Here is a 21,339-nt window from a genome sequence, read left to right as displayed (position 1 = left end):
CACTATAATTCTTTTGTACCCATTCCAACAGTCCTTATGTATACAATTCCACTTTCAGCATCTAATATCATGGTCCTACCTTTATTTCCACCTATATCTATTGATATCAATGGTATACTTAACTTTTCTAGGCTCGCCTTTACTGCTAGCCCATTTCTATTACCTATATCATTTATCATGCCTTTATCTGAAAAATTAAACATAGAGGCCCCACCAGCTATTTTAGCTTTTATATTTCTTTTCTTAGCTCCGGCCCTTTCCATCTTTTCTAATAACAGTGGTATAGCTAAATCAGCAAATTTAAGAGGCTTACTTAAGCTATTAAACTGTGTACTATCTGGCAACATTATATGTGCAAGTCCTCCTAATGATATTTTATTATCATATAATGCTATTCCTATACAAGACCCAAGCCCTACTGTAATTATTTTGCCTGGAGAACTCACTATATTAAGATCCGCAATTCCTATTCTTACTTCATTACTTTCCATAATTCACCCTTATATTATGCTCTTTTTCTCTTTATCAGTGAGAATATTTCCTAGATTTAAAAATATAACAATCTTTTGATTTACTTTTATAAGTCCCTTAATATATCTTTTGGAAATAGGTGTTGCTATATCAGGAGGACTTTCTATATCTTCAGACTTAATATCTTTAACTTCTGATACTACATCTACTATCATACCTACTTTTTGCATATCTTGTTTTACTACTATGATCTTAGTTTCTGCGCCTTTTTCACCTTGAATTAAGTTGAATCTTTTAGCAAGGCTTACTATAGGTAATATATGTCCCTCATAATTTATTACTCCCTCCACAAAATCTGGAGTATCTGGAAGTACTGTAGGCACTTCATATCCTAATATTCTTTCTACTTCTATTATATCTGTGGCATAATTTTCGCCATTTAGGTTAAAGATTAAAACTTTAATCTCATTTTCATTCATCTAATTAAATCCTCCTATAACTTTAATCTATCTATTACTATCTCTCCCTCGGAATCCACATAAGCATGTACATCTTTACTTGCTATTTCTAATATATTTTCTTTTTCTCCAAATGCAAAAATCGTATTTTCATAAGCTACATCTACATATATATGACCACTAGGTTCTACTGAAAGTGTCGTAAAAACAGATCCAGGGCTTCCTACCACCCTAGCTCTTATCTCATTTTTAGCTTTTATCTTTCCTCCTCTTGCAATAGCTCCTGGTTGCTCAAAATATATATTATTATTAGATGAAATATTAGATATATACTCACCCTTCCCCTTAAAAATAATATTTCCCGAACTACTTACATCAGAATCTTGGCAGTAGCTTATTGAAATATTTGATGGTAAATTTAAATTATTATTTAATATTTCTATTTTATCTTTAATCCTAGAAATTATATCATCTATTTCACTAAAATGTTTTATATTTAAAGGTCCAAAGCCCATGATGTTTTTTTTGAGTATATCTATGAGCTCTGTATCATAATCTTCATCTAATCTAGCATATTTTATAATATTCATACATAGCCTTGGTATGTTTTTAAATTTACTATCTATTAAAGCTTTAATTAATTCCCCATCACCCGTATCTCTACCTACTAAGTTAAATTTTTTAACTTCTAATATATTTTTTACCATTGATTCAAATGTTGTTAAAAGTACAGTAAGATTTTGAATATATTCTATCTTTAATACGTCCTTACCTCCACCATATATCTTAGATAAAATAATATTACCATTAATATTTATATCCCCTTTACTTACTATCTCTGACGACTCTACAGCCCCCTGAATAACTACAGTACTTCCGCCTTCAACTTTCATGCCTTCGGTGACATTTCCCTTTACAACTATTTCTCCAGAAAATTTTATGTTTCCAGTCTTTAAGTTTACATCCGAGGGCACTTCATGTATAGGTTTTACAAAAAATGCTCCATTTCTAAAAGAAGGTTTTCCATCTATTGAAGATATTATTTTATCCCCTTCTTCTGAAACATAACAGCCTTCTACAGCTTTAAATATAATAGCTTTAGCTGGTTTATAAGGCAAATCTACACCTCTAACATTTTTACCTACTCTACCTTCTTTTCCAGCTTTCTTTTCTGCAATAATATCACCTTTTTTAATAGCCTCTACAGAACCTATACTTTTATAATCTATGGTTCCACTTTTATCTTCTTTAAATTTATTTGTATCTTTTCCAAACTTAAAGCTTATGTAATCTTCTTCTTTATCTATAGGAAGTAGTCCTTCAGCCACAAGAATGTGATTTTGATTTTTTATCTTTGTTAACTTCTTTATTTGCTCATCAATTATACCAAAAACAACCCCAACCTTCGTTAAAGCTTCTATTATCTCTTCTTCATTATAAAGTGGTGAGTATAACTGTTTTTCTTCAATTTCAATATGCAAGTTCTGAACGTCTTTGCAGTCCTTTATTTTAAAAATCTTTTTTGGTGTAAATTCTGTACTTATATAAACTTTCATCTTATCTGGAAATACGTTTATATCTAAAGTCCTTTTAGGTATAGTATCATCTTCTGGAAAACTAGTTTCAATATTAGTGCTACTAAATACTTCAACTTCCTCTTGTATCTCTTCTCCATTAACTTTAATAATTAAATTTTTAGAAGGATTTATTTTTGCAGGTAATCCCCCATCTTTAGGATCTGAAACATAAATCTTTCCATCATTTATGCTAATTGTCCCTTGCTTTTGTTTAATAGCATTTGATTCTTCATCTTCCTTTTGCAAAATAACATTAATCACAGCCTTTTTTATAAAGGTACCTTTTTTTTCTTCAATTATTTTGTAAATTAAATCTTCCTTAGCTATACCTAAATCTTTAGTTGCTTTTAAAATACACTTTTCTATGGTAGATGCGGAATAAATTTTTTCATTCATCTTAATCTCCCCAATATATTATTTTTATGTTCTAAATTTTATCACATTGAAAATATTATATATGATTTATTTAATGTATCTTGGCTAAGTTATATATATATTTAGTTTTTATACCTAAATATATAATATGTCTATATAATTATCGTAGGTTACACCCAATAATTTATATAGTCTTTCACTTTTTCACGATATTTATCCATTATTATTTTTATTATACCATTTTGTGTAGACTTTAATAAGTTTTCATCTATATATTTTATAGGTAGAACACTTGGAGATGTTCCTGATATAAAAGCGCCATCTAAATTCATTAATTCCTCATACTTATATCCTTCTTCTTTGACATTTATTTTATTTTCTAAGCATATTTCTAAAATCTCATCTCTTGTTATTCCAGGTAGAACTTCTGAAATAGGAGATGTTATCACACAGTCTTCTTTTATAAAAAATATATTAGACTTACTACCTTCTGTTACTTTTCCATTTTTATCTACCAATATAGCTTCATAAACCTGTTTATCATTTATTTTTTCATTAATCTTTTCTCGAAAGTCATCGTTTACAATCTTAGCATTAGGATTATCTCTTTCACCGTGATAAAGAATAGTCCTTACCCCTTCTTTATAGTCTGATTCTGTAGGATATGCATGATTTATATAAAACATAATAAAATCTTTTTTAGGTTTGTCAGCATTAATAACAATTTTTATATTACCATCAAGTTTACCATTAAGTTCTATAAGCTCCTTTACATAGCCCTTACATGTTTCATAGCTATAAGGTAGCTTCATATCAATTAATTTCATTGACTTTTCCATTCTTTTTATATGTTTTTCAAAAAATAAAGGCACTCCATTTACAACTCTTATAACTTCATATACATTTATACCACTATATATAAAGTCATTATTAAATTCAGCACACTTTTCAACTTTTCCATTTTTAATCAAAAACTTATTTATACAATCCACCATAAAATATATACAGGTTATGAAAATCATATTAAAACATAGCCTCTCCTTTCTTATTTTTTATATTATGATTTTTTTAGTCTATAATATATTTAAATAACTCTTAAGAATGCAAAAATTATCACTAGACAATATGCATTACCGCTTTATAACTTTTTAAAATTTTATAATAAACTCTTTTTATATCTACTTCCAATTTAATATCTTTATTCCTTTACCGTCTTTTTTAAAGTTTATAAGATATGGGTTTCCTACTAAATCAAATAAAGGCTTATCTGAGAGAGAATCTGAAAACATATAAGAAGCTTCATAATCTACCTCTATATTTTCTTTACTAAGCTCTTGTTTTAATCTTTTTACCTTTTCTTCACCCTTGCAATTTAATCCATCCATCCTTCTAGTATGTCTCCCGTCATTAGTTATATACTTAGTTCCTATTATTTTATCTATTTCTTTTATATTATAAAATTCATTTAAATAAAATTCTGGTGAAGCAGATATTAAATAAATAAGATAGCCTTTAGATTTCATCTTATATATCATATCCATAGCATCTTTATATAGAATGCTACTAAGTCTTTTATTATAAAATTCTTTCACAAGTTCATCTACCTGCTCTTCTTCCATACCTTCAATAAATTTTAAGAAGGTTTCCTTTGTCTGTTTTTCATCAAAAGCTCTAGTAATAAACATAATACCTGAAAGCAAGGCTCTTGGAATATATCTAATATTTTTCAAATCTTTTTTTATCATAAATTTAAAAAATTCCATTAATGTTTCTTTTTTAGTTAATGTATAATCTATATCAAATATAGCGAGCTTAACCATAATTAAATATATCACCTACCTTTAGAAATAACTTGATAGAAAAAAACTGCTGCAAAAGCAGCAGTTTAATATTCTGTTTTATTCTTCTTCTTCTTCTTGGTCTTCTTCTTCTAAAATTGTTTCATAATATCTTGAAACCTCTTCAAATTCTGTATCTTCTGGTATAACAAGTTCTCCATCTTCACCTACTGATTTAAATAAGTATACGGATCCGTCAGTTGGATTTTGAACTAGGACATATTGTCCTTCTTTGTATTCAAAGCCATCTACCACTTCACATGGTGTAACATTTCCATCTTCGTCCTCTAAATCAACTACGAAAGATTCAAATTCATTTTCTCCGCAGCCGCAGCCGCATCCTTCGTGGTCATGATTATGTCCGTGGTCTTCTGATCCACATCCACAACCTTCTTGTTTTTCGTTATTATCTCCACAGCCACAACCGCAACCTGATTGTTCCTCATTGTTTTCTCCGCAGCCACAACCACATTTTTCTTGTTCTTCGTTATTCATATAATCTCTGATTTTAAATTAAACCTATAGTCTAATAAAATTTCAGATTTTCACCTCCTTAACTCTTATGTATCCATTTTAACCTTAAACTATAAATAATAAAAGGTTTTTTTGAAAAATTATTTATTTTGCTTATTAAAAGTTTATTATTATGGATAATTAATCAAAAAGGCTGCCCTAAGGCAGCCTTTTTTTTATAAACTATTGTTGATTTGCAAGTTTTTTGTAACCATCTAATCTTTCTTTAGCATCTTGTTCAGTCTTTGCAAATAATTCTTCTGCAAAGTCTGGATATGCTTTTTGTAATGAAGCATATCTAACTTCTCCTAGTAAGAAGTCTCTAAATGGCATTTTTGGTTCCTTTGAATCTAAGCTAAATGCATTCTTTTCTCCACCTCTTAAAGTTGGATTATATCTGTATAAAGCCCAGTATCCACTATCTACTGCTAATTTAGATTCTAACTGGCTATTTCCCATTCCAGCTTTAATACCATGATTTATACATGGTGCATATGCTATTATTAGGGATGGCCCATCATAAGCTTCTGCTTCTGCAATAGCCTTTAATGTTTGATTTTTATCTGCTCCCATGGATATTTGAGCTACATATACATATCCGTAAGTCATAGCTATCATTCCAAGATCTTTTTTCTTAGTTCTCTTACCTGAAGCAGCAAACTTAGCTATAGCAGCTGTTGGAGTAGCCTTTGAAGATTGTCCGCCTGTATTTGAATATACTTCTGTATCAAATACAAGTATATTTACATTCTCGCCTGATGCAAGTACGTGGTCAACTCCTCCAAACCCTATATCATAAGCCCAGCCATCTCCTCCAAATATCCAATGTGATCTCTTAACCAAATAATCCTCGTTAGATATAATATCTTTAGTTAGATTATTTTGTTTTTCACTTGATACAGCTGCAATTACTCTATCGGCTCTATCTCTTGTTCCTTCACCATTATCGATATTTTCTAACCAATCTTTAAGTATTGATTTTGTGTTTTCACTAATATTTTCTTCTATTAATGCCTTAACAGTTGAAGCTAACTTTTCTCTCATAGCTTTAACTCCAAGGAACATTCCCATTCCAAATTCAGCATTATCCTCAAATAATGAATTAGCCCATGATGGACCATGCCCATTATGATTAGTAGTATATGCTGTAGCTGGTGCTGAAGCTGCCCATATTGATGAACATCCTGTAGCATTTGCTATCATCATTCTATCTCCAAATAATTGAGTTACAAGTTTTGCATAAGGAGTTTCTCCACAACCAGCACAAGCTCCTGAGAACTCTAAAAGTGGTTGTTCAAATTGACTTCCTTTAACAGTTGATTTAGTCATTGGGTTATCCTTTGGTGAAAGTGTCATTGCATAATCCCAATTTTCTGTTTGATGTAACTGCTCGTCAATTGGTTTCATTATTAAAGCTTTTTCAGGTGCTGGACATACTTGAGCACAATTTCCACATCCAGTACAATCAAGAGGACTTATTTGTATTTTGAAGTTTAATCCTTCAAAAGTTTTTCCTCCAACTGCTTTCTTAGTTTCGAAACCTTCTGGAGCATTTTTAGTTTCTTCTTCATTTAATAAGAATGGTCTTATTACAGCATGTGGACAAACGTATGCACATTGGTTACATTGTATACATTTATCTATTTGCCATTCAGGAACATTTATAGCTATTCCTCTCTTTTCAAATGCTGATGTTCCACTTTCAAATGTTCCATCTTCCATTCCAACAAATGTACTAACAGGAAGGCTATCTCCCTCTAATCTATTCATAGGGTAAACTATCTTTTCTATAAATGCTGGAACTTCTTTTTGTATTTTAGCTTCTTCGCTCTTAGCATTTTTCCATGAAGACGGTACATCTATTTTAATTATTGATTCTATACCTTTATCTATAGCAGCGTTATTCATATCTATAACTTTTTGTCCTTTTTTACCGTAGGACTTTATAACTGCTTCCTTTAAGTATTTAACTGCATCTTCTACTGGAATTATATTAGCAAGCTTAAAGAATGCTGATTGCATTATCATGTTTATTCTTCCACCAAGACCTATTTCTTGTGCTATTTTAACAGCATTTAATGTATATACATGTATATCATTTTCTGCTATATATCTCTTATATTCAGCTGGAAGATGAGTATCTAATTCTTCTGGTGTCCAAATTGTATTTAAGAAGAAAGTACCACCTTTTTTTAATCCTTCTAATACAAAATATTTATATACATAAGCTTGGTTGTGACAGGCAATAAAGTCTGCTTTATTTATTAAGTATGGAGATTTAATAGGTGTCTTACCAAATCTTAAGTGTGATACAGTAACTCCACCTGATTTTTTAGAGTCATAAGAAAAATATCCTTGAGCATACATGTCTGTATGGTCTCCAATAATTTTTATAGCACTCTTATTAGCTCCAACAGTACCATCTGATCCAAGTCCCCAGAACTTACAAGCTTTTGTTCCTTTTGGTGTTGTATCTATATCTGCTTTTAAAGATTCAAGTGATGTATTTGTTACATCATCTATTATCCCTATAGTAAATCCATCTTTTGGTGTTTCTTTATTTAAGTTTTCATATACACTTGCTATATGTGTAGGTGTTGTATCTTTTGATCCAAGACCATATCTTCCACCAACTATAACTGGGAAATTTGCTCTTCCGTAGAATGTATTTTTAACATCTAAGAATAAAGGCTCTCCTGGAGCACCTGGTTCTTTAGTTCTATCTAAAACTGCTATTTTCTTAACAGTGCTTGGTATAGCCTTAATCAATCTTTCCATTGAAAATGGTCTAAATAATCTAACCTTTATTAGTCCAACCTTTTCTCCAGTTGCATTTAAGTAATCTATAGTCTCTTCAATAACTTCTGTTACAGATCCCATAGCAATTATTACTCTTTCTGCATCTGGTGCTCCATAGTAATCGAAGCAATGATATTCTCTTCCTGTAAGTTTTGTTATTTCTTCCATATGACTTTCAACAAGTTCTGGAATTGCATCATAGAATTTGTTTACAGTTTCTCTTTCTTGGAAGTAAATATCTGGATTTTGAGCTGTTCCTCTAGTTACAGGATTATTAGGATTTAAAGCTCTTTTTCTAAATGCATCAACTGCATCCATATCTAATAATTTTGCAAGTTCATCATATTCTAAAACCTCTATCTTTTGAACTTCATGTGATGTTCTAAATCCATCAAAGAAATTTAAGAAAGGTATTCTTGATTTAATTGCTACTAAATGAGATATTGCAGATAAATCCATTATTTCTTGAACAGATCCTTCAGCAAGCATAGCAAATCCTGTTTGCCTAGCAGCCATTACGTCTTGGTGATCACCAAATATACTTAATGAACTAGTTGCAAGTGCTCTCGCTGATACATGAAATACTGCAGGCAATAATTCACCAGCCATTTTGTACATATTAGGGATCATAAGTAATAGCCCTTGTGATGCTGTAAATGTAGTTGTTAACGCTCCTGCTTGAAGTGAACCATGAACTGCACCTGCTGCCCCTCCTTCAGATTGCATTTCCATAACCTTTACAGGTTGACCAAATATATTTTTTCTTCCTTGTGCTGACCATTCATCAACACTCTCTGCCATAGGTGAAGAAGGTGTAATAGGATAAATTGCAGTTACATCAGTAAAGGCATATGCCACATGAGCTGCTGCAGTATTACCATCCATTGTTTTCATTTTTCTCATTGCTTCTGACCTCTCTTTCGATTTTTATATGATATGTCTTGGAAACTTAATAAAATATAGGGTTTTTTCAGAACAATTAGCTCTAAAAGGTTACTTTTAAAGCTAACAAACAATGTCTTAACTCTACTAAATAATAGATTTACCAAGCTTTAATATGTTTATACATAATATCAATATAAATATAAACAAATTCCCTCTTTTAGTAAATTTATATTTTACAAAAGCAAGAAATCGTTATACATTGACTTATCAAAAATTTATTTTGCTAAAATTTTGCCTAAGTTTATTGCCTCTTCTAATTCTTTTTGACTTGGTGCTTCTTTTACTGAAATGGTATCTATTAAATTGAATCCATAACCTTGCATTCTAGTTGACCATTCTTTCATAAATTCACCGTTATCCCAGCCGAAAGAACCAAAAAGTACAAGGTCTTTATTTTCGTTAGATATCAATTCAAATTGTTTTATAAAAGGCTCCATTTCTTCTTGCTCAATTCTATTATTATCCATAGAAGGGCTTCCAAATGCTACTGCATCTGCCGAAGTTACATCTTCTAGGGTTGCTTCATGTACATGTTTAACAACTACAGTTGCTCCTGCTTCTTTAGCTCCCTTAAATATACGATCAGCTAATACTTCCACATTGCCCCCATTGCTCCAATATATTATTGATACTTTTTTCATAAATTCACCCTCTTATAATTATTTTAGGCAAAATTAGTAGATTTTAATTTTAACAATTAATATTTATCTACATCTCTATTATATACTAAAGATGACTTTTTTCAAGTTTAAATATATATAATAAGAAAGAAAAGTAATTATGTAATTATATTTACTTTAATTTATAATTCGCTAAATAAACAAAGTCTCCTAGATTAAATCCCAGGAGACTTTGTTTATTTGCTATTCCACCCTTTGGTATTCTCAGTTATAACATTAATTATATTATCTACTGCATCTTTTACTGGACTTTGTTCCATTTCTTTAATGTATTTTGCCTTATTTTTATATACCTCATTAATTTTTTCCGATATTGTTCCTTTTTTTATTTCTTCCTCTTCAATAACCATACTGTATCCACTTTTAAGAAATGACCCTGCATTTAAAATTTGGTCACCTCTACTAGATCTTTTTGAAAGAGGTATTAATATATTAGGTTTTTTAAGAGCCAAAAGTTCATATATAACATTTGCACCAGCCCTTGAAACTACTACATCAGATATTTTTAGCAAATCAGGTAGTTCCTCACTTAAAAATTCAAACTGTTTATATCCTTTTTTATTTTTCAAAGTTTTATCTATATTATCTTTGCCACATATATGAATAATATCATAAGATTCTAGTATTTCATCAATTTCAGCCCTTAATGCGTCATTTATAAATTTAGAGCCTAGGCTACCACCTATAAATAAAACTATGGGTTTGTCACCATTAAGTCCCACAAATTCTAATCCTTTTTTAGAACTACCTCTGAAAAGTTCTTCTCTTATAGGTGTTCCGGTAAGTACAGCCTTGTCTTTTTTTACATATTCTAATGACTCTGGAAATGTAAGACAAAGTTTAGTACAGTAGGACGCAGATATCTTATTTGCAAGTCCTGGTGTCATATCCGATTCATGAGCAATTACAGGGATTTTATTAAGATAAGCACCTATAACCACAGGCACAGATACAAATCCACCTTTTGAAAATACTATATCCGGCTTTTCATTTTTTATTATTCTAAAGGCCTCCATGACTCCTTTTATAACCTTAAAAGGATCTGTAAAATTCTTTATATCAAAATATCGTCTAAGCTTTCCACTAGATATTGAATAATAAGTAATGCCACTATCTTTTATTATTTGTTTTTCTATTCCTTCCTTACTTCCGATATATTTAATTTCATAACCTAAAGCCTTTAATTTTGGCACTAATGCAAGATTCGGGGTAACATGTCCAGCAGAGCCACCACCAGTCATAATTATTTTATAATGGGGCAAAGAATCATCTCCTTAATATAATGCTAATTATAATTAAGATTTAGCCTTTTTAAGCTATATCTATTAATAATTTTTATACGATGTCAGAAAACTCTGTACTTATTTTATCCTCTATGTTTTCACCTATTATAGTATACCTTTTTTCTTCTTTAATTTCTATTATATTCTTCGGAAACATTATAGTGAATTCACTTCCTTTATCAACCTTGCTTTTCACTTTAATGGTTCCCCCCATAATTTCCACTAACTTTTTAACTAAAGATAATCCAATACCTGTACCTTCAGCCCTTCTTGATAAAGAACTATTTACCTGTGAAAATCTATCAAATATAAAGTTAATTTTATCTTCTGGTATACCTATTCCTGTATCTCTTACTTTAAGGTATACATTTCCATTCACAAAGCTTAATTCTACTATTATCTTATTCCCTTCTGGGGTAAACTTTATAGCATTAGACAACAGGTTTAATAATATTTTTTCGTATTTTTCTTTATCCATGGTGACCATTTGTTCTTCCTTTGAAGTATCAAATATAAGGTCTATATTTTTAGATTTTGCATAATGATTTATAGATGTTACTATATATTCTGTAAGTGCCACTATATCAAAATTTAATTCATCCAAAACTATGAATCCTGCCTCTGCTTTAGATATATCAAGTATATTATTTACAAGTTTTAAAAGCCTTGCACAGTTTTGTTCTATTCTAGATAATGTTTTATCAATATTAGGGCCAATTTCGTTAGGGTAAATGTTATAGGCTAATTGAAGTGATGAATAGATTATACTAAGTGGCGTTCTAAGTTCATGGGATATCACAGTAAAAAATTCATCTTTTAACTTAGTTACATTTTCAAGCTCCATACTATGGTTTATTTCTTCTGTAATATCAGAGGCATAAATACATATACCTTTTATATCTCCATCTGCAAATTTATAAGGTAAGAATTTTATTTTATAAAACCTATCTTTATCATAACAGTCCTTTATGCAATAAGGAGAACAAGTATATTCTTTTCCTATTTTTCCACAAAACTCTAAGGCCTTCTCTATACTATCATCTTCCACATTCTGAAAGATATCATTCCAATAACTATTTAATATAGTCACCTCTTTTTTATCATTAAGAACATATTTTATGAAGTCTTCAAAGTTTTTATTTGCAACTCTAATTTTTAAAGATGGATAGTTTAAAACAGCCATTGGAATATCTACATTATCAACCAAATCTTTTATAAAGTTAGTCTGATCTTCTATAAACATTTCATGCTTTTTTATTTCTGTAATATCCTTTACTGTAATTATAGTGTATAACACCACTTTATTCTCATCTGTTACAGCTTCACTACTAAAGTCTATATACTTTACAGTGTTAATTTCTTTGTCTGTAATTTTCATAACTAAATTCTTAATATTTCTTGCATTTTCCAAAGCATTTTTAATATAATTTTCAAATTGAAAGTCATTTACAATTAAATGTTCAAATACAAATCTTTTCACTATTTCTTTAAAAACAAACTCTTTTTCATCATTTATATCAAATATGTTGTAGATAGCTTTATTACAAAAGTCAAACTTATTATTTTTATCTAAAACCATAAGACCTTCTGATATATTGCTTATTACATCTTTTAAATATATAAGATGCTTCTTTTCTCTTCCTCTTAATATTTCTATTATGTTACATTTAGCCTTAAGTTCCGTAGACAAACCTATGAAATTTTCTCTTTCTTTTACAATTCTTCGGTTTTCTATATATTCATTAGTTATATTAGAAAAAGAAATAAGTGACCCTTTTATTACATCCCCATTCATTAAAGGCATACTATTAATAGAAAATATACTTACCTTTCCCTTATATTCCTGTCTTATAATTAGCTTTTTAAAATCAACATCTTCTAATGTGTTTCGTTTTGAAATGTTCTTTTCCTGAAAATCATTATGATCAGTTATAATAGTTATACTTGGATGATTAAATATATCGAAAACATTATTATTTTTACCTTCATTAGAATAACTTAAATATAAACCTTTAGCTAGTTTATTATAATTAGTTATATTACCTTCTCTATCTACTATAAGTACATAATAAGGCAAAGCTTCTATTATTGATTGCACTATATTATCATTATATATATCCATAATTATTGCCCCTTTTTATATTTATTTCTACTTATCTTTATAAATATAGTTCTTTAAAAGATATCTTTTTCCTTCTAAAAATAACCATATTTGATACCTAAGTTTCTCTATAAAAAGCCAAATAAAAACAAATATATTTAGTTAGCAACAATTTTCACGTTTATTTTATAAAAACCAACATAAACTTTCCTTCATATATATTAAAAGCTTTATCTTCGTAAATCTTATCTAAAAGACTCAATTACTATTTGAATATTGGAGTACCCATTATACTCATTTATACTTGGGTAAAAAATAAGATCTAAATAAATATTGTTTGGAGCCCCCTTATACAGATTTTCTAATTCCGTTTTTTTATACTTAGATATTATTGTGGCCTCAAACTTTTCTATATCTCCAAAGTATATTCCATTAAAAGCTTTTCCATTTTCTGATTTAATGCTTAATCTTAATACATTTTGTTTCTTCCCTAAAATGTCACCTTTAATAAGCTTTAAGTTTTTATTTGCAAAAAGTGGCTTAGTATTTCCTTTACCAAAAGGCTCTAACCTCTCTATTTCATAAATAAGTTCATGATTAATATAATCTAAAGGAAGTAGCATATCAACTGTAACCTTTGGTATTAGATCCTCATCTTTTAGATTCGTATTTTTATTTAACTCTTCCCTTAGTTTTTCTATATTGTTTATGTTTAGAGACAAACCTGCAGCCATAGGATGTCCTCCAAATTTATAAAATAAACTTTTACACTTTAATAGTTCTAAAAACATATCATATCCTTCTATAGATCTTCCAGATCCCTTTGCACCTTCATAAGACTTTGTAATAATTATAGTAGGCACATTGTATTTTTCTCTTATTCGTCCAGCTATTATACCTGCTAAGCTTTCATGTACGTCTTCTATATATATAACAAATACTTTTTGATTTTTTATTTCTGTGGTTTCAACTATCTCTATAGCTCTTTCTACACCCATCTTTGTCATATCTTTTCTTTCTTCATTAAGTAAAAATAATTCTTTAGCTAGTATCGAAGCCTCTTCTTCCGTATTTGATAAAAGAAGTCTTACACCTCTTTTTGCATTATCTAGCCTTCCTGATGCATTTATAGAGGGCCCTATTACAAAGCCTAAGTGATAAGTTGAAATCTTCTTTCCTTCTATTCCAGTTTCTTTTATCAACGCTTTTAATCCTATATTAGAGGTTTTATTAATCATATCTAATCCATTTTTAACAAATATCCTGTTTTCCCCTATTAAATCTACCACGTCACATACTGTTGCTATAGCTACAAATTCTATAAGCTTATAGGCCTCTATCTTTTCAATCTTCATTTCATTGAAAAGTGACTCTATAAGTTTAAATGCAACTCCTGCACCACATAGCTTTTTAAACTCATAGTTACAATCCTTTTGTTTTGGATTTATTATAGCATCTGCTACTGAAGATATATATTCTATCTCACCATCCTCCTTTTCTAAAAATGGTATGTCATGGTGATCTGTTACTATTATTGTTAAACCAAGCTTTTTACCATATTCAATAGTATCAATAGCCGCTATACCATTGTCACAAGTTATAATTGTATCTATACCATCTTCCTTTGCCTTCTTCATTATGTTAATATTTATACCATACCCATCTTTTATCCTGTCTGGTATGTCATAATCTACATTAGCATTACACTTTTTAAGAGCTCTATATAAAATATAAACGCTTATAACTCCATCTACATCATAATCCCCGATAATTCTTATCTTCTTGTTTTCTTTTATCTTCTCTTTTAATATATCTATAGCTCTTTTTATATCCTTCATACCCTCTGCATTATGAAAATTTTTCAAATCAGGTTTTATGAAAGATTTTATTAATTTATCCTCTATAATATCTCTATTTATAATAAGCTTCATTATAAATTCACTTACTCCATACTTTGAAGCTAAGTCTTTATAATTTGCTTTTTTATTTTTTATAAACCATTTTTCCAAGCTTATTTCACCTACCAAATTAGATTTTTATATATCCTAATAGAATTATACCTTATTTTTATACTTTACTCCTGAGGCTTTTTATATTTTTATAAAAATAGCGCAAAAAATAAGCACTTATCTATAATTAAGTGCTTATTTAAATAAATCATTAAATATTATATAACATTTCCTCTTTTAATTGTTCTACTTTTTCTTCCTCGCAAAGTCTACTTAGTATAGAAAATGAGAACTCTAAAGCTGTTGCAGGTCCCCTACTTGTGAGTATATTCAAATCTTCAACTACTGACTCTTCCTTGTATATTGAGTTTCCAAGCTTATCTCTAAATCCTGGATAAGACGTAACTTTAACACCTTTTAATATACCCGCCTCTTCTAAAATGATAGGCGCTGCACATATTGCTGCCACAAGCTTTCCATTAGCATAAAATTCCTTTACTGTTTCTATTACTCTTGTACTGTACCTTAAATTTTCTGCACCTGGCATCCCCCCCGGAAGCACTACTGCATCATATGTTTTTAAATCATCATCCATTATATTTTTATCTGCCTTAACCACAATGTCATGACAACCTTTTACATACTCATCTTTAATTGAGCAAGTATCACAAATAATCTCTGCTCTTCTTAGTACATCTACCACTGTCAATGCTTCAATTTCTTCGAAGCCCTCAGCTAAAAACAACAAAACCTTTTTCATAAACCTTTCCTGATATTACAGGAAATTTCACCTCACTTATTTTTATTTAAAATTAAATGCTCCATAATTCTTCACAGGTGGTTGAAATTGCTAAAGCCCCCGCCTTTAGCGCTCCCATAACATCTTTTTTGCTACTAACAAGTCCACCTGCTATAATTGGAACCTTTAATCTATCTACCATACCAGTAATGATATCTCCTACTATTCCTGGCATAACCTCCACAGCATTGGGTTTAACATCATTAATATTCTTTATCCCTGTAGCTAGGGATAAAGAGTCTACTAAAAACACTCTTTGAACAGCATATAAGCCTATAGCCTTAGCATGCTTTATATTAGAAGGTTTAGTAGTTAATATACCCATAGGCTCTACATATTTTTTAATAAACTCTACGCCTATATGGTCTCCTTTAAGTCCTTCAATAAGATCAATATGTATAAACACAATCTTACCTTTATCCTTTAAAATTTTACATATATCGCTTATATTCATTATATTTCCATACAAGACAAACACTATTAAAACATTGCTTTTAAGCACATTTTCTAAATCTTGTTTATTTCTTATAGCTGCTATTACTGGGTTTTCTATAAGTAACTCTTCTATTTCATTAAAAGATACCTTTTTCATACCATTCTCCTAACATCATTTTAATTTTATATCTTTTATATACTCGCCGGTACTGATAGCCATTATATTATTTCCTCTTCCAGCCCTGTTTTGAAGTTTTATATTTTCTAATTTCACACCTTCTTTTCTCCCACTTGAGGATAATAAATTTATACTTTTTATGTTAGTTGTAAAAGCTATTTCTTTATTATAGCATAAATTACTATTTGAATCATCAGAATTTTCTGTCAAGGTTCCAAAAACAACCTTGTCTTCTTCTTTTAGACTTATTCCTGTTACCCCAGATGCAACCTTCCCCATTTCTTTTATACTGTTTGAAGTAAACTTAATTCCCATAGCCTTCTCAGTTACTAATAATATTTCTTGATTTTGATCCTTACCAAACTCTACAGTAACAAGGGTATCATCTTCATATTTGTATTTATAAACTTGGGTTTCTATATACTCGCCCTTTAATTCTTTTATATTAGTCTTTTTAATCATTCCTCTTTTAGTAAAGAAATACATCCATATCTCTTCATTAAAATCCTTTGAAGATAAGATATTAAGCACTTTTTCTTTACCCTTTAAAAATGTGTCTACTAAATCTTCTATATTTATAGTAGAATCTTCTATATTTCCAATCATAAATCCTGGGATCTTATATGCAAATCCTCTATCTGTAAATATAATTATAAATTCCTTACTATTGGTTAATACCTTTTTATATGTTGAAGCGCTATTTTTTTTGAAGGATTTTAAATTTCCCTGTGGATTTACTCCAATTATCATTTCTGAATACTTCATTTCTTTACAGTATTCAGCCTTAATTATTTCATCTTCTTTGCATAATAAAAATAATTGTTGTCCCAAAACATTTCTATCTGATTCCTCAAGCTTTGGTTCTTCTAAGTCAAAATTAAGGCCTTTTTTAGTAATTATATTAATAAAGCCTTCTTCCCTATCTTTTTTTACAAGCTTAACATCTATTAAATAATCTTCTTTTTTTAGTTTTAATGCAGAATACCTAGAATAATTTGTTTGAAATTTATCTAATGAGGTCTTCTTAATGTTTCCTTTGCTTGTTAAAAACATAAAGTCTAAACTTGATGAAAAGTTTTCAATAGAATAAACATCTACTATAGTTTCTTCATCTAGATTAAATGATCTTATAAGAGAATCAAGTCTTACTCCATTATCTTTCCATTTACGTTCTGGTAAATCATTGCCTCTTATTTGGTACATTTGACCCTTATTTGTAAAAACTAATATTGTATCTTTAGTATTAGATTGAAATAAGAATCTCCCAGCATCGCCTTCTCTATATTCTATATCACTAATATCACTATTTATTCTATTATAAGATTTCATAGGAACCCTTTTTATAAATCCATCCTTAGAAAGAGTTACCATAATATCTTCTACAACTAATAATTCTTCTAAATCGATCTTCCCTTCACTATCATCTTCTACTATTTTTGTTCTTCTTTCATCACCATAGGTATTTCTAATTTCCAAAAGCTCGCTTTTTATAACTTTTAATAGTTCCTTCTCATTTTCTAATATATTTTTTAATGATTTTATAACCTTTGAAAGCTCTTTATATTCTTTTTCAAAGACTTTTATTTCAAGCCCTGTAAGTCTATAAAGCATTAGTTCTAGTATAGCCTCTGTTTGTTCCTTAGAAAATTCGAATCTTTCTATTAAGTTGTTTGAAGCATCTTTCTTTGATTTAGAGGCTCTTATAATAGATATAATCTCGTCCATAGCGCCAACAGCCTTAATAAAGCCCTCAACTATATGAAATCTTTTTTCGGCTATATTAAGTTCTCTTTTAGTCCTTCTTATAACAACTTCTTTTTGATGATTTACATAGTGCTTTAATATAGATTTTAGTCCAAGGGTCTCTGGTTTACCGTTAGCTAGGGCTACCATATTAAAATTAATATTGCATTGTAGATCTGTCTTTTTAAATAAATACTTTAATACCTTTTCTGCATCTTCATATTCCACAGTCTTTTTAAGTTCCACTACTGATCTTACCCCTGTTCTGTCTGACTCATCCCTTATATCTACTATGGATTCTAAATATTTCGCATGCTTTTTATCTCCAGTCATATCTGAAATAGCTTGAAGTATCTTTGATTTGTTTTTTCTATACGGAAACTCTGTTATAATTATACCAAATCTTCCATTTTCTAAAGTTTCAATGGATGTTTTAGCCCTTGACGTTACCTTTCCCTCACCAGTTTCATAAGCTGCCAAAAGAGACTCTTTACCTAGGATTATTCCTCCTGTTGGAAGATCTGGTCCCTTTATATATTCCATAAGTTCTTTTGTTGTAATATTTTCATCTTCCATAAGTTTTATGCTTGCATCTATAACCTCTTTTAAATTATGAGGTGGTATATTAGTAGCTAAGCCAACTGCTATTCCAAATGCCCCGTTTACTAAAAGATTTGGGTACCTAGAAGGTAGAACAGTAGGTTCAAACTCTGTATCTGAATAGTTTAATGCCATATCTACTACGTCTTTATCTATATCTCTAATCATTTGAAGTGCAAGTGGAGTGAGCCTTGCTTCTGTGTAACGCATAGCCGCTGCTCCATCACCATCCATACTTCCCCAGTTTCCATGACCATCTATTAGTTTATACCTAGTACTGAAATCCTGAGCTAGTATGGTCATAGCATCGTATACTGAAGTATCTCCGTGAGGATGAAATTTTCCTAAAATATCCCCTACTATTCTTGCTGATTTAAAGTAAGCCTTATCTGGAAAAGCCTTTAAAAGATAAGCTCCATAAAGTATTCTCCTATGAACAGGCTTAAGGCCATCTCTTACATCTGGTAGCGCCCTATCTTTTGCAACTTCTACTGCATAGGGTAGATAGTTTTCAGGCATAGCTTCCTCTAAAGGAACTTCTATTATATTATTATCTTTTGGAACAATAAATTTTTTTGCCATAAATTTCAACCTCACTAACTTCAATTACTAATTTTAAATACTAATATATCATTTTATTAAAACTCTGCATATTTGTACATGTAATTTTTCCGTGGTTCAACTATATCTCCCATAAGAAGGGATACCATCTTTTCTGCCTTAGCAGCATCATCTATTGTAACCCTATGAAGGGTTCTTGTTTCAGGATTTAATGTAGTTTCCCATAGTTGGTCTGGATTCATTTCTCCAAGACCTTTATATCTTTGAATTAGGGAACCTTTACCTATTTGTTTTTTAACTGCTTCTAATTGTTCATCACTATAAGCATATTTATGTACCTCACCACTTTTTGCCATCCTGTATACCTTGTACAATGGTGGCTGAGCCAAATATAAATGCCCATTAGTTATAAGTGGTCTCATATATCTATATATATAAGTCATCCAAAGTGTTCTTATATGATAACCATCTACATCCGCATCACTTAATATAATTATTTTATCGTATTTTAAATCCTTTTCTTTGTAATTATCTAAAGTACCTACTCCCACAGCTGTATTAAATATCTTAAGTTCTTCACTTGCTATAACATTTTCAAGCTTTTGCTTTTCAGTGTTCATTATTTTACCCTTAGATGGCATTATAGTTTGAAACCTTCTATCTCTAGCTTGCTTTGCACTTCCTCCTGCAGAATCTCCTTCTACTACAATAAATTCACTAACTGTCTTATCCTTCAGTGTACATACAGCTATTTTACCTGCTAGAGGCGCTGTTCCTTTACCTATTTTTTTCTTTTCTGCATCATTTATCTTTCTTATTTTTTCTCTTCTTTGTGCTGCATCTAAAGCATTCCCCATTATATTTTGTGCAAGTTCCTTATTATCCTCTATCCATTCCTTAAGCTTTATATATGTAAGCTCATTCATCATTGTATAAGCTTCAGCATTTCCAAGCTTTGTCTTAGTTTGTCCTTCAAACATAGGATTGTTTATTTTTATTCTTATTATGGCGGTCATACCTTCTCTAAGATCATCGCCCTCAAATTCTTTGTCCTTATCTTTTATAAGATTTAATTTTTTTGCCCATTCTTTAAAAACTCTGGTCATTCCTGTTTTAAATCCAGTTTCATGGGTTCCAGCTTCCGTAGTTGGTATATTATTTACATAACTTGCTATATGATCTGTGGTAGAATCTGTGAACTGTATACATACTTCTGCATACATATTTATTTTCTCCACACTTTTTTCTCCTTGAAAAAGAATAGGGGTGTTATGAATTGGCGTTTTGCTTTCATTTAAATACTTTATAAAATCTAATAATCCATTTTCAGAAAAGTAATCCTTTTCTATAGACTCTTCTTGCCTATTATCTATAAGTTTTAATCTTATTCCTTTGTTTTGAAATGCAAGTTCTCTAAGTCTTTCATCTATTATGTCAAAGTTAAAATCTATATTACTAAAGACCGCTTTATCTAATAAAAACGTAACTTTAGTTCCTGTTTTTTTGCAACTTCCAATAACCTCTAAATCTGATACTGTAGTCCCAGGCATCTTTTTCTTTAACTTTTTATCCATAGCATAAGCAAATTTTTGCCTGTAAATTTTAGAGTTTTGGTACACTTCAACTTCCATCCATTCTGATAGTGCATTAACTACGGATGCACCAACTCCATGCAGTCCACCTGAAGTTTTATAATTCTTATTATCAAATTTTCCTCCTGTATGAAGTTCAGTAAATACCATCTCCACTCCAGATTTCTTCTTTAAAGGATGCATTCCTGTAGGTATACCTCTTCCATCATCAATTACACTAACGCTTTTATCCTTATTTAAAATAATAGTAGCTAAGCTACCATATCCGTTAGTAATCTCGTCTATAGCATTATCTAGTATCTCCCAAATACAATGATGCAATCCCTTAGAGCCTGTAGACCCAATATACATTCCTGGCCTTACTCTTACAGGTTCAAGCTTTTCAAGAGATGTTAAATCAGATACATCGTATACTTCTGTCTTTTGTTTTTCTATATCCATA

The 21,339-nt window shown here is 30.0% G+C and carries 15 protein-coding genes; all 15 read right to left on the bottom strand.

Annotated elements, in window-relative coordinates:
- Positions 1–2: 2 nt before the first annotated feature.
- The gene (locus tag BD821_RS00650; protein ID WP_104408865.1) at positions 3–491 is read right to left on the bottom strand and encodes a chemotaxis protein CheD; all 489 of its coding nucleotides are present in this window, start codon (positions 489–491) and stop codon (positions 3–5) included.
- 9 nt (positions 492–500) lie between these two features.
- Positions 501–950 (bottom strand): chemotaxis protein CheW, encoded by a 450-nt coding sequence (locus BD821_RS00645; RefSeq protein WP_029453504.1) that lies wholly within the window; start codon positions 948–950, stop codon positions 501–503.
- A 14-nt stretch (positions 951–964) separates the two neighbouring features.
- Positions 965–2,902 (bottom strand): flagellar assembly protein A, encoded by a 1,938-nt coding sequence (locus BD821_RS00640; protein ID WP_104408864.1) that lies wholly within the window; start codon positions 2,900–2,902, stop codon positions 965–967.
- A gap of 149 nt (positions 2,903–3,051) precedes the next feature.
- Positions 3,052–3,903 (bottom strand): aminotransferase class IV, encoded by an 852-nt coding sequence (locus BD821_RS00635; protein ID WP_104408863.1) that lies wholly within the window; start codon positions 3,901–3,903, stop codon positions 3,052–3,054.
- Between the two features lie 156 nt (positions 3,904–4,059).
- Positions 4,060–4,701 (bottom strand): HAD-IB family hydrolase, encoded by a 642-nt coding sequence (locus BD821_RS00630; RefSeq protein ID WP_104408862.1) that lies wholly within the window; start codon positions 4,699–4,701, stop codon positions 4,060–4,062.
- A gap of 78 nt (positions 4,702–4,779) precedes the next feature.
- On the bottom strand, positions 4,780–5,214 hold the full coding sequence (locus BD821_RS00625) for a DUF1292 domain-containing protein (protein WP_104408861.1): 435 nt from the start codon (positions 5,212–5,214) through the stop codon (positions 4,780–4,782).
- Positions 5,215–5,415: 201 nt separating this feature from the next.
- The gene (nifJ, locus tag BD821_RS00620; protein WP_104408860.1) at positions 5,416–8,934 is read right to left on the bottom strand and encodes a pyruvate:ferredoxin (flavodoxin) oxidoreductase; all 3,519 of its coding nucleotides are present in this window, start codon (positions 8,932–8,934) and stop codon (positions 5,416–5,418) included.
- A gap of 257 nt (positions 8,935–9,191) precedes the next feature.
- Complete coding sequence (locus BD821_RS00615; protein ID WP_029453510.1) at positions 9,192–9,617, bottom strand: flavodoxin; 426 nt, start codon at positions 9,615–9,617, stop codon at positions 9,192–9,194.
- A gap of 215 nt (positions 9,618–9,832) precedes the next feature.
- A complete protein-coding gene (locus tag BD821_RS00610; RefSeq protein WP_104409109.1) occupies positions 9,833–10,897 on the bottom strand; it encodes an undecaprenyldiphospho-muramoylpentapeptide beta-N-acetylglucosaminyltransferase in 1,065 nt (354 codons plus the stop codon).
- A 94-nt stretch (positions 10,898–10,991) separates the two neighbouring features.
- Entirely contained in the window at positions 10,992–13,061 is a 2,070-nt protein-coding gene (locus BD821_RS00605) for a PAS domain-containing sensor histidine kinase (RefSeq protein WP_242971442.1), read from the bottom strand.
- A 224-nt stretch (positions 13,062–13,285) separates the two neighbouring features.
- Complete coding sequence (recJ, locus tag BD821_RS00600; protein WP_242971441.1) at positions 13,286–15,049, bottom strand: single-stranded-DNA-specific exonuclease RecJ; 1,764 nt, start codon at positions 15,047–15,049, stop codon at positions 13,286–13,288.
- Between the two features lie 151 nt (positions 15,050–15,200).
- Positions 15,201–15,749, bottom strand: a complete 549-nt coding sequence (locus BD821_RS00595) for a DJ-1 family glyoxalase III (protein ID WP_104408859.1) — start codon at positions 15,747–15,749, stop codon at positions 15,201–15,203.
- Between the two features lie 52 nt (positions 15,750–15,801).
- On the bottom strand, positions 15,802–16,380 hold the full coding sequence (locus BD821_RS00590; protein ID WP_104408858.1) for a glycerol-3-phosphate responsive antiterminator: 579 nt from the start codon (positions 16,378–16,380) through the stop codon (positions 15,802–15,804).
- A 15-nt stretch (positions 16,381–16,395) separates the two neighbouring features.
- Positions 16,396–19,326, bottom strand: coding sequence for a DNA topoisomerase IV subunit A (locus BD821_RS00585; protein ID WP_104408857.1), 2,931 nt, complete (start codon positions 19,324–19,326; stop codon positions 16,396–16,398).
- A gap of 56 nt (positions 19,327–19,382) precedes the next feature.
- Positions 19,383–21,338, bottom strand: a complete 1,956-nt coding sequence (locus BD821_RS00580) for a DNA gyrase/topoisomerase IV subunit B (RefSeq protein WP_104408856.1) — start codon at positions 21,336–21,338, stop codon at positions 19,383–19,385.
- Between the last annotated feature and the right edge of the window lies 1 nt (position 21,339).

The organism is Clostridium algidicarnis DSM 15099, from assembly GCF_002934235.1.
In the GTDB taxonomy this organism is placed as follows: domain Bacteria; phylum Bacillota; class Clostridia; order Clostridiales; family Clostridiaceae; genus Clostridium_L; species Clostridium_L algidicarnis.
The sequence above is the reverse complement of the archived record's forward strand: the minus strand, read 5'-3'. Positions and strand labels throughout refer to the sequence as shown.

Excerpts from the sequence above, each read along its gene's own strand:
- BD821_RS00650 (WP_104408865.1), bottom strand. The coding sequence starts at position 491 with ATGGAAAGTAATGAAGTAAGAATAGGAATTGCGGATCTTAATATAGTG.
- BD821_RS00645 (WP_029453504.1), bottom strand. The coding sequence starts at position 950 with ATGAATGAAAATGAGATTAAAGTTTTAATCTTTAACCTAAATGGCGAA.
- BD821_RS00640 (WP_104408864.1), bottom strand. The coding sequence starts at position 2,902 with ATGAATGAAAAAATTTATTCCGCATCTACCATAGAAAAGTGTATTTTA.
- BD821_RS00635 (WP_104408863.1), bottom strand. The coding sequence starts at position 3,903 with ATGATTTTCATAACCTGTATATATTTTATGGTGGATTGTATAAATAAG.
- BD821_RS00630 (WP_104408862.1), bottom strand. The coding sequence starts at position 4,701 with ATGGTTAAGCTCGCTATATTTGATATAGATTATACATTAACTAAAAAA.
- BD821_RS00625 (WP_104408861.1), bottom strand. The coding sequence starts at position 5,214 with ATGAATAACGAAGAACAAGAAAAATGTGGTTGTGGCTGCGGAGAAAAC.
- nifJ (WP_104408860.1), bottom strand. The coding sequence starts at position 8,934 with ATGAGAAAAATGAAAACAATGGATGGTAATACTGCAGCAGCTCATGTG.
- BD821_RS00615 (WP_029453510.1), bottom strand. The coding sequence starts at position 9,617 with ATGAAAAAAGTATCAATAATATATTGGAGCAATGGGGGCAATGTGGAA.
- BD821_RS00610 (WP_104409109.1), bottom strand. The coding sequence starts at position 10,897 with ATGACTGGTGGTGGCTCTGCTGGACATGTTACCCCGAATCTTGCATTA.
- BD821_RS00605 (WP_242971442.1), bottom strand. The coding sequence starts at position 13,061 with ATGGATATATATAATGATAATATAGTGCAATCAATAATAGAAGCTTTG.
- BD821_RS00595 (WP_104408859.1), bottom strand. The coding sequence starts at position 15,749 with ATGAAAAAGGTTTTGTTGTTTTTAGCTGAGGGCTTCGAAGAAATTGAA.
- BD821_RS00590 (WP_104408858.1), bottom strand. The coding sequence starts at position 16,380 with ATGAAAAAGGTATCTTTTAATGAAATAGAAGAGTTACTTATAGAAAAC.
- BD821_RS00585 (WP_104408857.1), bottom strand. The coding sequence starts at position 19,326 with ATGGCAAAAAAATTTATTGTTCCAAAAGATAATAATATAATAGAAGTT.
- BD821_RS00580 (WP_104408856.1), bottom strand. The coding sequence starts at position 21,338 with ATGGATATAGAAAAACAAAAGACAGAAGTATACGATGTATCTGATTTA.